The organism is Tolypothrix tenuis PCC 7101 (assembly GCF_963874875.1).
GTDB lineage: Bacteria > Cyanobacteriota > Cyanobacteriia > Cyanobacteriales > Nostocaceae > Aulosira > Aulosira tenue.
Genome location: NZ_CAWNJS010000001.1, coordinates 4,751,775 through 4,765,663, shown reverse-complemented (window position 1 = coordinate 4,765,663; position 13,889 = coordinate 4,751,775). Strand labels below are relative to the sequence as shown.

12 protein-coding genes and 1 pseudogene are annotated in these 13,889 nt (G+C 36.8%); 1 reads left to right on the top strand and 12 read right to left on the bottom strand.

The annotated features are described in order from the left end of the window. Nucleotides 1–58: 58 nt before the first annotated feature. Nucleotides 59–336: pseudogene (locus tag AACU25_RS19075) on the top strand (CHAT domain-containing protein); the annotation flags it as partial. Between the two features lie 396 nt (nucleotides 337–732). Here the strand turns inward: AACU25_RS19075 and AACU25_RS19070 are convergent. The 12 genes from AACU25_RS19070 to AACU25_RS19015 form a co-directional block, all read right to left on the bottom strand. Then, entirely contained in the window at nucleotides 733–1,293 is a 561-nt protein-coding gene (locus AACU25_RS19070) for a hypothetical protein (protein WP_096578273.1), read from the bottom strand. 282 nt (nucleotides 1,294–1,575) lie between these two features. Beyond that, the gene (locus AACU25_RS19065) at nucleotides 1,576–2,745 is read right to left on the bottom strand and encodes a hypothetical protein (protein ID WP_096578271.1); all 1,170 of its coding nucleotides are present in this window, start codon (nucleotides 2,743–2,745) and stop codon (nucleotides 1,576–1,578) included. Continuing rightward, nucleotides 2,729–4,534, bottom strand: coding sequence for a CHAT domain-containing protein (locus AACU25_RS19060; RefSeq protein ID WP_096578269.1), 1,806 nt, complete (start codon nucleotides 4,532–4,534; stop codon nucleotides 2,729–2,731). Before AACU25_RS19060 ends, AACU25_RS19065 begins: the two co-directional genes overlap by 17 nt. A 23-nt stretch (nucleotides 4,535–4,557) precedes the next feature. Continuing rightward, nucleotides 4,558–5,499, bottom strand: coding sequence for a DUF1822 family protein (locus tag AACU25_RS19055; RefSeq protein WP_096578267.1), 942 nt, complete (start codon nucleotides 5,497–5,499; stop codon nucleotides 4,558–4,560). A 21-nt stretch (nucleotides 5,500–5,520) separates the two neighbouring features. Continuing rightward, the gene (locus tag AACU25_RS19050; RefSeq protein ID WP_096578265.1) at nucleotides 5,521–6,537 is read right to left on the bottom strand and encodes a hypothetical protein; all 1,017 of its coding nucleotides are present in this window, start codon (nucleotides 6,535–6,537) and stop codon (nucleotides 5,521–5,523) included. Nucleotides 6,538–6,542: 5 nt separating this feature from the next. Beyond that, a complete protein-coding gene (locus AACU25_RS19045; protein WP_096578263.1) occupies nucleotides 6,543–8,648 on the bottom strand; it encodes a serine/threonine-protein kinase in 2,106 nt (701 codons plus the stop codon). A gap of 24 nt (nucleotides 8,649–8,672) precedes the next feature. After that, a complete protein-coding gene (locus tag AACU25_RS19040; RefSeq protein WP_096578261.1) occupies nucleotides 8,673–9,086 on the bottom strand; it encodes a hypothetical protein in 414 nt (137 codons plus the stop codon). Beyond that, nucleotides 9,064–9,333 (bottom strand): hypothetical protein, encoded by a 270-nt coding sequence (locus tag AACU25_RS19035; RefSeq protein WP_096578259.1) that lies wholly within the window; start codon nucleotides 9,331–9,333, stop codon nucleotides 9,064–9,066. Before AACU25_RS19035 ends, AACU25_RS19040 begins: the two co-directional genes overlap by 23 nt. A gap of 109 nt (nucleotides 9,334–9,442) precedes the next feature. Then, entirely contained in the window at nucleotides 9,443–11,281 is a 1,839-nt protein-coding gene (locus AACU25_RS19030; RefSeq protein ID WP_096578257.1) for a PP2C family protein-serine/threonine phosphatase, read from the bottom strand. A 128-nt stretch (nucleotides 11,282–11,409) separates the two neighbouring features. Then, nucleotides 11,410–11,967, bottom strand: coding sequence for an FHA domain-containing protein (locus AACU25_RS19025; protein WP_096578256.1), 558 nt, complete (start codon nucleotides 11,965–11,967; stop codon nucleotides 11,410–11,412). 78 nt (nucleotides 11,968–12,045) lie between these two features. Then, entirely contained in the window at nucleotides 12,046–13,374 is a 1,329-nt protein-coding gene (locus AACU25_RS19020) for a vWA domain-containing protein (protein WP_096578254.1), read from the bottom strand. 82 nt (nucleotides 13,375–13,456) lie between these two features. Next, a complete protein-coding gene (locus tag AACU25_RS19015; protein WP_096578252.1) occupies nucleotides 13,457–13,840 on the bottom strand; it encodes a hypothetical protein in 384 nt (127 codons plus the stop codon). Nucleotides 13,841–13,889 lie beyond the last annotated feature (49 nt).

Sequence of the window (13,889 nt, the reverse complement as noted above, 5' to 3'; positions counted from 1 at the left end):
ATTTAGACACTATTGCACGAATTGATAAACAGCCCAGTCGAATTATCACACCATCCCTCTCTTAAGTGCTTGTGATACCGCCCAAGGTAAGCTTACAGGCGATGGTGTGATTGGCTTATCTCGCACCTTAATTTCTGCGGTGTGCCGAGTGTGATTGTTACATTATGGTCAATTCCTGATAGCCCTTCGGCATTATTGATGGGGGAATTTTACCGCCAGTTACAGAAAAATCCTCATAAAGCACAGGCGTTGCGTCAAGCGATGTTGGTAACGATGAAACAGCATCCTCATCCTAGCGCTTGGGCTGCATTTACTTTAATTGGCGAGGCGAAGTAAGCGCTCTGGCATTGTCAGTCGATGCAATTCAATTGCAGACAGATACATTCATATAATCAGGGCGATCGCATCTCCTCAAATCCCTTAAAAGTTTGCGTGTGTTACTGGCGATCGCCCTTTTGGTAGGAGCAAGGTATCGATAAGTTATCAGGACTTACGCAACTGGTACACCCCTCTTCTGGTTTAAGAGTCAAGAGTCAAAGGTCAAAATTCCGGTTTTTTGGACTTTTGACGGTTGAACGCCAGTTCACTCAACGGAGGGAAACCCTCCTGCAGCGCTGGTCTCACCGCACGTGACTAGCTCCCCTGGACAGCCTAAACGAAAAATAATCTGACACTTGCGTAAGTCCTAGTTATTTGTAATATTTTAATTTCTGAAATTTCCTTAATATTTCATTACATAGTTGGAAATCTTCCCGCTCCACTACTTGGCGATTTAGTAGTTGATTGAGGAAAATTAGTAGATATAGAGGTTTGTACAGATGCTTGATATTGTTGAACTTGTCTATCCAGTATATGAGCTAGGTGTTGATCAACCTCAATACCATGATTGCTACCACTATATCCAGAATTACCATATGCTTGGCGTGCTCTGTAAATTGCTAATTGATTCACTTCTATTTCTGTTAGCTGACGTTTTTCTTCACTAGTTAAATTGAGGTATTGTTTTTCGGCTTCTGTTAGTTCTAGTCTTCGTCTTTGATTTTGTATTTTAATTCCTTCCTTAAGAACATCTTTTCCAATTATGTGTTGATTTTGAAGTCTGCCCTGAAAGTACCAATGACCATTACTCTGCCAAAAATGATCGTGGTAAATAATGCTGTTTTTTTCTAGACTATCTCTGTCTCCTGAAGACAAAATATGCCATTTCTTATTATTTTCCACAATTTCATAACCAAATTTATACCATAAACCACTAGAAGTATCTAGCTGAATAGAGTCGCTGTAAATCACCATAAAAATTCTCTCATTTTCTTTATTAGCTAACTATTTTAAAGCAATTATTATTATCTATTCATGAGTATTCTACTTAAATAAAAATTAAATTTTTCACTAAATTATAGTAATTTTTGCACTTATATCTAATTTTTTAGATTTTTGCAGTAAATTTTAGTTTTTATCCCTCTTTTGTTACTACGCGGAGAGAAAAATATGGTTCCTAAGCTAAATCTCAGATATCATCATGAATTAGGCAATCACATCTCAAATTTGTCATTTACAACCCTCCCTTATCTTAAATTACAGATACAAATTTAGGTTTGCAAAGTGATCCCGAAGTGAACGATGAATAAAGATATATCCCCCACCTACTTTCTGAAGAAAAATGCGTTCAGTAGCATAGTTTAAAAAATGAGCATAATCCCAAGGGGTGTATTGAGTTATAAAAGTAATAGTTCTTAGGATAAAATGTTGTAAACACGCTATTCCTGGTTTAGTAAGACCAAAAAATAACCCAGCAATAATACCGGAACTAATTAAATTGATATTACTTATTTTATTTTGCAACGAGATTGAATGAGTAACTATTAATAATAATTCTTTTGTTTGAAATGCTGCTGGTATACCTAATCCTAGTGCACCAATAATCGAAAAAAATATTGTATTTTTAAGAGATTGCCATATACCTTCATTAGGAATCATAGTTTTTTCTAAATTTGGCCCCTGAACTCCAAAAGTTATGCCTATTAATAGTCCTATTATTAAAAATATACTCATATTTGTTAATTTATAGATCAATACTCCTGCAAAACATCCACTAATAATTGATTTAATGATATTCTTATATGACCAGTCTAATGTTTCCAGAGGTTCTATTTCACAAGAAACTTTCCCTATTGTTAAGCTTGCCCATGTTGAACCCATTAAGGCATAAAATAAAGCAAGACTAGCTGCTAAAATAAATCCCCAAATATTTTGAAATAATACTCCAACAGTTAACCAAAAAATCATCCCAATTAGTAATCCTCCGATTCCACCAAAACTTAAGCTAAACAACAAGGAATACAGGAATTTAGCTTTTTTACTCGATAACCAATTAGGTTGAATCCGTTCTATTAAAAAGATACTTTGAGAACGCTTTTGCATATTATGTGCTAACCAAATTAACCATTTTCGACTTATATTTTCTTCGTATGATAGTTCGCATTTTTGATTACTCGAATCTTTTATATTTGTTTTACGTCGAGAGAACATCCGCTCAATATAGCGATCAAACAAATCTTTGCGACGTTCTGCCAATGGCATCCTCGAGATTTGTTCAAGAGAAAACTTTTGATAGACGAGAGTCATAATATTGAGTGTCAAGGGTGATTTTGTCAATTCCTGTAACACTGCATCTGTTTTCAAAGCTGCTCTTAGACCTTTGAATTGATTAGAGCCAGCATCTGCTCTGCTAAAGATAGTCTTCAATTTGTTGATCAGTTAATGGTTGAACATAGATAGCTCCCTGAAATTGGAGGCGGCTTTTGAGTGCTTCATAATCTTGAACACGACTGCATACAACTAGCTCTGTTTTTCCATATTGTTGAATGAATTGATTGATAGCTTGAATACAGGAATCACGGAGATCGCTCCTTACTTCATCTAGTCCATCCAACATAAGCTTCAATTTTTCTGCATTAATCCACTGCAGACTAAGAGCTTTAGAGACGCGGTATTTTTCATTGAGTTCTTGAACTAACCAGTCAATAAAGGTCTGTCGTCTGCCTTTCCAGTTAGACAAGTTAAAAATAATTGGAATGGGTAATGTATTATCCTGGTCGGCATGAGTAATCAAATCCTCAGCCAATTCTAACAGTGTTGTAGTTTTGCCGGAGCCAGGTTCTCCCAAAAGTAAGAGTGTTCCGCCTTTACCCATTTCATTCAAGACATCAATAGCCCTTGTACCTGGAGCGAGATATTTGCGGAGTTGTTCTGGAGTTTCCCATACCATACTCCAAGGATGAGCGATCGCATCCAACCTTTCCTCTAACCCCAACTCAATCCGTAACCTACCATGCAAAGATTTTTCTAACACTCCTTCAACCCAGTAGGTTCTTACTTTATCTAATAAAGCGTTTTCATCGTCTGGTCGTTGTCTACGTCGTTTTTGGGAACGGAAACCTTGCCGGAGTTCGTACCATGCAATGGGTAATTCTGCGGGATTTTGACCAATTACTGGCAACCAACCAATACCTGGATATTTTTGATCCCAATCATCTGCTAATACTTGCCGTGCTGTACGAACAGAGGTATACAAAGATTTACCGCGAGAATAGGCTTTGAGAAAGCATCTTAAGAAATGCGGTGCTACTTCATCGGGCAAGTTTTCGCGCATCACAATTACTTGTGGTATATGCAAAGTTGCCATTTGCCTCGCTAGTCCCAAACCGTCACAAGAGTTGAATATTGCTAGTTTTAAACCGTGAGAAATCGCATCTGTTAAACCATCTTTAAGATCATCCAGGCGAATTTTCAGCTTGTCTGTCAGATGTAGGTAGCCAGTTTCTTCATGCGTATGACTGTGACCAGCAAAAAACAGAATATCCCAAGGCTGCGATCGCAATACTTGTTGAACACGCTCTAAACTTAATTCCTCTACTTGTGCATCTAGAATCACCGTTTCTACACCAGGCAATTGCTCAATTTCTCTACAGTCAAGATGTACAGCTAAGTCTGAGGCATCTAAAGTTACTGTATGTCCCAAAATTACCAAAATATTGACCACATCTTTGGGGACAGATGTTAGCGTTTGTGATTCTTCAAATTCTGGCAAGCTAATTGCCACTTCAGCTTTAGGAGTATAGCGAGAAAACCAGTCCCATAAATGCCAAGGTAAACGTTGAGCTTCTAAACTACTGGTTTGAATAATCACGCGAACTTCATCATTAGATCGCAGATGCTTCTTCAAAGCAACCATAACTTTTTGCCATTCTTGATTAGATGAATTTAGCCAAGCGTTAAAATTCTCAGTAAACTCCAATGCCAGTGTATTACAGCCAACTTTACCTTTCCTATGTTTAACTTTGCTGCCTCGTGCAAATCTGATACTATTAAAGGCTTGCTGCCAAGTTGTGTATTTTTGGAAGATTGATGGATTAGCTGGCAGTTTGCCCTTGAACTTTACGAAAGGTGCAGTATTCTCCAACCCAATTTGGGCAGTAACATCAAACCCTTGCTCTAAATCACCCTCTAACTCAAAGCTAACTACCTTACCCATAAATCAATTCTGTAGATGTTGACTTAAACCACAAAATATTCTGTGAAGCTGACTTCGCCCAATGATAGCTGAACACTCACACAAAACCCAGGTTCTGCCTCCAGTAGTTCTATCTGAATATAGTTATCAGCTTGTCCCGCTTCTTCCTGCTCAATTAGTTCTCCATCTTCATCATCAAATACATTTAGTTTCAAACCAGTGGGAAGTGTAAATGCTTGTCCGGCTGGGTAGAGCCGAAACATAATATGAAATTTATTGTCAGTTTCTGATATTACTGATACTAATAAAGCAACAATATTTTCTGCAAGATTGATTAATTTTACCCGAGTAATCTCTTCTATCAGACGTTCATTATTACTGCGACGACCTGCAATTAGTTCTTGCTCCGGTTGCCAATTTTCTCCAAATCTACCTTGCAACCAATCTCTGCTAATCCGAATTTGCTCAAACTCCTGTGTTAAGCTCAAACTTGATTCAATCTCGTTAAGATAATCTATGAGACTCTCAACTGAGCGAAAATCTTTGATGGGAATTGCTTCCGGTAAGTCAGCCGAATCCAAAGGTGGCAAAAAGCCGAGTAATTCTACTTGGTTAAGTAGTCTATCCCTAAACAAAACTGCAACACAGCCAATACGATCTTCTCTTGCGCTTGGTGGTATGGTGATTGCTCCTGGCAAATCCTCATGAAAAACCGGGCGACACTCTAATTTACCCAAATTAGGAATAACAAGATCTGCAACATCGTAGCTAGACTGTAGAATGGGATGCCAACTTTCACTTTCCTCTAAATCTGTTGGGATTTGTAACCACTTTAAGTAACAATGAACTGCGTAGACTGCTAGGGTATTAAAATACACTTTTCTGCCCTTCTGAACAGTTGATTGTTCGGCAGCGAATTCACTTGCCAAAAGTTGGGCTTTTATATCAATTGGAATGCTAATTAGTTTGGTATTAAGATTAAGCATAGATATATTTAATAGTTAAATTTATTTTTGCAGATTTACATTTATTTTACTTAATAAAGGCAAACACTTCTTTTCCCAATAATCTTGAACTTGTTTAGATGTAACGTTGATTCCTTTGTCATTAAAACCTAAAGTAATTTGCTTAAAAGAGGCTGGTGAATTTTGAAATTCAGGTAATAGTTGCATAGCTAAAAACTGGGCATTACAAGCAGGCGCATACTTAAAAGTATTTTTTAATAAACTATCTGGATCTTCTTTGATATAATGTTTTAAGCGTTTTGGGATATATCCAATTTCTAGCCCGATTTGAAATAATAAAACTTTACATTCTCTTGTCCATCTAGAATAAAGTGTTTGGTAGGGAATGCTAAGATTTTCAGCAAGTGTTTTAAATTCGTCTGGAGGCTCTTTTAATATTAATCGTTGCGCTAGCAATTGACAGTTGCATAGTTCACATCCTCTAGGATGACACCTGCGTAATTTCCCTTTTGGATCTTGCTCAATGTAAAGTTCTAATTCTAAGCCAATCCTCTGAGTTTTCTTCTCCTGTAATTGGCGGATATAAATATCAATCCCATCCGGATCGCCTGTATCTCTGCGACGTTTGATTTCAGCAGAACTAGAGTTATTGTTTGAAACTAAATCAGCAAAGGTTGTTTTCTCTTCAGCTATTTCACTTCCTGGAATTTGTTTATCTAGAGGAATATAAGAAAAGTCTGAGGAATCTAGGTCTTTAATTCTCCAATACAGATAACCATTAATCCACTTTAACAAGCTTTTTTGAATTGAGGGTGGTTGTGGCTCAAAGTTTTTAATATTTTTAGCCAGCCATTCCCAAGTTAGGTTTAGAGCAGATAGATAATTATTGTGAGACGATTTTAACAGACCTGGAAAATTTTGAACTTTGATTATGATTCTGCTCAATGCTTTGCGGTATATAGGACTGGTCTCTGGCGAATTAAAAATTTCCGTAATCAATTGACAGAGGTACTGATCTTCTGGGGTACCGTCTGAAAACTGTTGTAGTACTTTTATCATAGAGTTTAAATATTCATACCAACCAATTGGAAAGCTTGTTTAATACATGCGGCTAAAGAATGTTTTTGTTGCTGTGTATAAAGTTCATTGGCTTTGCGATAAGCTGATAACATTTCGCGAAAGTACTCTACTTGACTATCTGAATTTTTAATATGTAGTAAAACCCAACCTAAGTTATGATATGCTTGTGCATAATTTCTATTTAAATGAATTGCTTTTTCTAGATGTATCTGTGCTTGCGACCATTGCCCTAACTTCCCGTACAAAGTACCTAGACGAAAGCAAACAAAGGCATGGGGTCGAAATTTTTGAGTGTAAACTTCATAAACTTGGATAGCGCCTTGAAAATTTTGCAGATGTTCTTGAGTGATTCCATAATTTATTAATATCCAACTAGGGACTTGTGTTTGACGGCTTGCTTGTTCAAAACTGGAGAGAGCATCAGTCCATAGACCGTACTTTGCCTTTTTCCAACCTCTTAAACCCCAAGCCACAGGGCTATCAGGTACTTGAGTAATAAATTCTTGAATACGTCTGTCTACATCATTAGCTTGTTGAGTAATTACTGCTTTTTCTAAGGCAAAAATTAAGTAAGGATAAACCCATAGTTGTGATTCTTTAGAGTTACTTAATGGCGTTTGCTTTAACTTGAAAACTGCTTGCGTAGCAGCACGGACTGCTGGCTTCCATTGTTGTTGTTTAACATATATCCATGCTTGTAAGCTTAAAGCAAAAGCACAATTAACATCTATGGATAGCGCATTATTTACAGCCATTTCAGCTTGTTGCCAATTACCAGACTTACCTAACGCCCAAGCTAGATTAGCTTGTATCCAGTGTTCTTGGGGAGCTAGGTTAGCTGCTTGTTGTAAATATTTTACAGCTTCTGTCCAATTTGCTCTGCGGCAATTGACAAGTCCTAAAACTCCATATCCTCTACCATCTTTTTGTTGTAATTGAATTGCTTTTTGAGCAGCTACCTCTGCTTTTCTATCATCAATATACATTTGCACTAAAGCTAATTCAACCTTAGCTTCTCCATTATTAGGTTCATTGTTGAGTAATTTTTCATAAGCTTGAACAGCATCAAACAATTTTCCTTGTTTAACTAACTCATGCGCTCTTTTGTGAATAGGTGATATAAATTTACCATTCAAAGCATCAATCAATTCATCAGCAGTTTGAAATCGGTCTTCAGCTCTAAACTGCATTCCTGTAATAATAACTTTTTCAATTAAAGGACTCAGGTTAGAATTAAATTTTCGAGGTGAAACAAATGGGTCTGGATTTTTACTAGATAAAGCGCCTGCTCTTTCTGCTGAGTTTACTGGTAATTGTCCAGTTAATAATTCATAAACCGATGCACACAAAGCATAAAAATCTGTTGCTGGAAAGCGTTTATTATTTTTGATATATTGTTCATAAGGAGCATACTCGGCTGTTAATATCCCAGTCATGCGTGCAGTTTGACCAGCAATAAATTCTCTAGCTGCACCAAAATCAATTAATACGGCTCTATCTGGATGTACGATTATAATATTCTCTGGTTTGATATCTCTATGAAGTAAGTTATTCGCATGAATAATTTTTAAAGCCTCTGCAAGTTGTAAAAAATAATGCTTTACCCGATTCTCTTCTAGAATTCCTTCTTCTTTTAATATCTGGTCTAATGATTTACCAGTGAGTAAATCCATTACCATGTATGCAGTATCATTCTCTTGAAACCAATCATAAACTTTGACAATATGAGTATGAACACATTTCTGGACATTACTAGCTTCATTTTGAAATTCTGTAATTTGTTTTTGTCGATCAACGGGCGCAAGCGAAATAGGCCAAAATACTTTATTTCCTTGTCTAGCAGCACCTTCTGGCCAAAGTTCTTTGATGGCAATAGGAGCAGAATTCTGTACATAAATGCCTTTATATGTAATCCCAAATCCACCTTTTCCTAATACTTTTTCTATCTTATATTTTCCTTGTTTTAGTAACGTATCAGGTTGGAGAGCAGATGGACTTGCAGTAGTAGAACTTAGGATGTTACCGCAGGAAATACAGGTAACTACATTGTCAACATTTTCTGTAAAACAAGCTGGACATTGAATAGACATTTGGTTACAACCAGTCTTCTAATTTTAGGTTTGGCTTGAAGAAGAACGTATTTTATTTATTTCATTAAGACTGCTAGCAGGATCTTTGGTTACTCTAATTAGTAATGCACCTGCCTCTTGCCATAAATGCTCAAAGTGTTTGTCAGTATCATCCATTAAATCTTGAGCACCTATATGAAATGCTGGGTATTCACGACCATCAGAGTTTGACAAATACATCCATACAATTTTACAATCTTTTGAATCTGAGTAGTAACCAATGGGTGAAAATAAGTTTTTATGAAATTTTACCTCTATTGAACCCTTAATTTTCTTACTGGTTGGATGATAATGCTTTTCCAAGTCTTGATAAAGATTATCTAATTTACTCAAAAACGCGTTTGAAATAGATGAAAAATTATTTTTTCTAGTGAATTTAGATTGGTATAAACAATCCATAAGAGATGACTCTGGGTGTAAAATTAAAATTTGAACCCAAACCACCACTCAAAGGAGAAACTATCGAACAGTTCCAAGACTGTTGATTTTGACTTGATTGTTGACGACATTGTTGTTGCAAATAAGAACTATCAGTAATTTGTAATGTCAAGCCCAAAAAGCCGAAAAAAAATAATAGTTTAAAAAGTTTGCTTCCAGTAGAAGTGGTTAATTTTAAAAATCCATTTTTGGTTGTTTTAGATATCATTATATTTTCTCCAATTTGTGAAAATGATGATAAATATGCCAGTAATGAACTGGTTAATAATCGCAGTCAAATCATAATTTAGTTAGTAAATTATAATTTATATATTGAGTCAGAATTTATCAATACGATACTGCAATGTTAAAAGAGTAGCGTTATCAGATGCACCACGCTCAAGTACCTTATTAATAGTGTGGTCAACACCAGACTGTAAATCTTGATGCGTATTAAAAAATTCGGCTAATTCGTTTGTAGGAACTAAATCCCAAACTCCATCAGAACAAAGTAGCAAGATATCTCCATTTTCTAAATTGATTGATAATTCCTCAGTTATATTTTTTAAATTCTGCACATAGCCGTCACTTAATCTTCGTTTTGAACCAATAGATTTAGTAAGCACATTTCGGTCTGGATGTTCTAAACTTTCTTCTTGTGTGATTTGTCCACTAGCAACTAACAAAGCAACAAGGGAGTGATCTTCACTGATTTGGCGGATTTCGCCTTGTCGTAGTAAGTAAATACGGCTATCTCCTACATGAGCTATCATTAATTGTTTGGCAACAGCTAAAATTACACTGAGTGTAGTTCCTCCATCTTTGACTTGGTCGGCTACAGACTCGTTGGCTTTTTGAAATAGTGAAATTAACCATTCATTCCGTTGATCTATAGTTTTAAAATCAGTAGGTATAGGTTCTTCTAAAAATGTTTTTACAGCTAATTTACTGGCTAATTCTCCCTGAGCCATACCACCCATACCATCGGCAACTACTCCTAATATCATTGTTTCTGCATTGCTTAATTGCTGTTGTCTAACTCCATAATTGTCTTCATTTTGTAAACGTTTGGTTGACAATCCTACAGTGGAAGAACTAGCAATTTGCCACTGAATTTTAGGTGTATTAATTGCTTGACGAGTTTCAACTAAATTCCCTAACAGTTGGGAGAGAGGAAATCTTTCTTCGGGAATGGGAGAGAGACTAATCTTGAGAAGTTGATAAATCCGAGGAATGGGGTTAATTTTGATGTCTATTGACTGTTCTAATTGTATAGGTTGTTTATGAATAGCATGATATAGCAATGCAGCAACAGTATAACTACTCATCAATTCATTGACGGGATTTTTGTCATAGGCTAATTCAGGAGCACAATAATCTCCTAATAAGCCAGAAGTGAGGGTTTCACCTACAGGGTAAGCACTAGTGAGATCAAAAAACTGGATGGGAGTTGCCATTTCAATAAGTTGGGGTAGAACGCAAACAAGACACCAGTTTTGTTGATGCACATAGCGCAAAAATTGACAGACTTGACTAGCTAAAAATATAGATTCTTCTAAGGAATGTTCGGCTTTTAGCCAATTTTCTAAAGTCTTTGTTTCATCAGGAAGATAATTAAGTAGAAGCAATTTTTGTGTAGATAAGTTAGGAATAATCTCCTGCTCCTCATAGTATTCTTCTTCGAGGTAGTCTGATTCATTATCTATATCAATAGATGTAGTTAATAATTCTGGGGCAGATGACTCAGTATTTTCTTTTGTAATATTTGCCTCTATTCCATGTTGATGATTTTCTTCATCAGACTCTATTTTATGCTCTTGATACTCTTGTTTTTCGAGATTGGGTGAATTTTCGCTGTCAGGTGGATGAAGATTAATAATTGCAGAATCAACCATAATCTGAGCTAGAAGGGGAGCAACTAATTTATAATCAGCGAGTGCTTCTCTTAGTTTTAGTTCTCGGCTAAGTCCACCTTCAATTGAGCCTATTCGCAGTAAGCCTAATTTACAAGATGTGATGTTAGTATCTGTTGGTAAAATGTTGACTTGAAAATAGTAGACATCGGACGTAAATTGTCCTAGATATGCTAAAATTTCTACTTGAAAATTCTCTATTGATAAGCTGCTATTTTTTTGGATTACTAAACTGTTAATTGTGTCATTGGAAAGTGAGTTCATATTCGGTTGGGAATTAAAAATTAACTAACAGGATTTATACGTTTTTGCTTATAGATTTGGATGGAGCAGGCTTTTGGAGATACTTAAACCTACTCCAAGCAGTAATGTTTTCCTAAGTTCTATGAAGTTCAAGGACTTTGGAAAAGGAACCGCACTTTACCGAAAGCAATTTCATCTCCTGAATTTAAGGTTTCAGGTAAAGTAATTCTGGCTGCAAAGCGGGTTTGACCAGCAGGTTTGATGAAAATACCGTTTGTAGAACCAAGATCCTTAATTTTCCAGACTCCCGCTTCTTGGTAGACTTCCGCATGATTACGTGAAACTGTGTCACCACCAGAGAATGATTCCAAGTCAATATCAACTGGCCCCATATCTGGGTCAAATATGCCAACGATGGCATTGCTATCTAGAAAGAATTCTGGTGTTGGAGAACTGGGTTGTTTAGCAATAAGTCTGGCCGTTGTGGCTGTGCTGGTAGAAAAAGATGGGGTAATAGGTATTGGATTAGAGTAGCTGGGTTGGGGTATTTGTGGTGGTGGTGGTGGTGTTTGCGGTTGGATAACTGTAGGTGCTTGTGAAGAGGGAATCACAGTTGTTGCTACTTCTTGTAATTCTGAACCACAAGCATCACAGAATTCTGCACCATCTGGGTTTTGATCATAGCCACAGGCTGAACAAGTAATCATTGATATAGCTCCTTAATTTGCAAATACGATGTTAGAAAAATTGACATTCTCAGTTGTAAAGCTAAAAATTTATAATTTCTACGTTCCTGTTAGTTTACGCATCTCATCTTCCGAAAACTGATCGTTAAGATCACCGCCCATTTTGACGGTTTTACCTTTGGCACCCATCTTGACGGTTTTACGAGTTCCGTCGGAAATTTTGCGGGTTTTACGTAATTCGTCTTGTGCGCCATTTAAAGATGCTGTCATTTCATCATTACCAAGTCTGACTGTCATCCGGCGTGCTGTTTCTAGTAATTCTTCGGCTTTTTGAGGGTCACGTTCAGCAACTTTTGTTGCTTGGCCAACGAGGTTGGAAATATTGCATTGTTGCAGATAATCCATTACTTCTTGATTAACTTGTGCTGCACCTCCCTGTCCAGCAATAAATTGCACTACTAAGTTTTGCGGGGGAAATTCACCTCTGATTTTTTGTCCTGGAACATCGTAGGTTAAGCCGAGTTGAGCTAGACGGACACGGGATGCAGGACGACTGGCCATGCTAAATTCGAGGATAAAGATTGTTTCATCGTTAGCGGCTGCATTACCAATAGGATAAGGAGCTTGAGTGAAGGGAAATTCTGCTTGAGTAGGATAGGCACGAACAATGCGGGTAAGTTCTACACCTTGAACGGATTTGACTCTTAAAGATAGGTTGGTGATGACTTCTTGTTGTGCTTGGCTGTATTCTTCTATAATTTTTTGGGGTAGTTCCTGAATGGAAACCTGAGTACCTGTAGCCTTTCCAGGAACAATATATAAAAGACTTCCACCTGTAGAATCGCTGAGATGAGTAAGTAAGTCTTCGTTAAAGCCCCCAACCCCTAAAGCGGTGATAGGGATGTTATTGGCAGCAAAATCTGAGGCGATCGCTCGACATTGATCTTCGTCAAAAGTTTGCCCATCGGTGAATAGTAAAGTACGTCGCACGGTCATATCTTGGTTACTTAGTGCGTTTAAAGCACTAGCTAAACCCAAACCCATACAAGTACCACCTGAAAAAGTGCGGAGTTTGGCGATCGCATTTTCTAATTGGCTCACTTGAGTTGCGCTTGTCAAGCCGATAATCTGGGAAGCTGAGTCATCAAACTGGATAATGGCAATGCGATCGCTTGCACCTAATCTGCCAGAACGCACCAGAGCTAACAAAGATTCGATAACAACATCGATTTTGGTTTTACTTCCGTCTACTTCCTCATACATTGAGCCACTAGTATCAATGACAAAAGCAAACGTAGTCGGAGGACGAGTAGCAGCTACATCCTTTGTTGGTCTTAGCTTCAACATCAGAAATAGTTTTTGAGCCTCTGTATCCGCAGGCATAAATTCCCGGTGGGGAGTAATGCTGACATTTAATTCATTAGCCATTGTGATCATCCTTGAGTAATTTAAACAGAGAGTGAGAATTAGGGTAAAAGTACAGGTTAAAAATCGTTGCTTTCCTTTACTTTTACGAAAAATTTAAAGGTGGTAGCGCTCCCAATATAGGTTCTATCTCTGATAAATTGGGGCTAATTATGGTGGGAGTTTCTTGGTTACCTTGTTCATGTAGTTTTTCAAGATTTGATTCAATTAATAACGGTAAGCTAAGGGTAAGAGTACTATCTCTGTAACCTTCTCTAATATCTTGTACCCAAGTTTGAATAATTTGGTTGAGATGATTATCTTTGATAGCACATAAGCTTTGATTTTGTAATTGATTTCTCATATTTTCACGCATCTGGTTATTAAAAATTTGCTCAGGTGAATTCTCTTGTTTAGAATTTAAATCCAAAACATAAATATATTCATCATTAAGACCTTTAACTTGGAGATGGAATAAATATTTCACCATGAGAAATGTTTTTGATTAATTTACAATACCTTATAGAAATTAGAACATT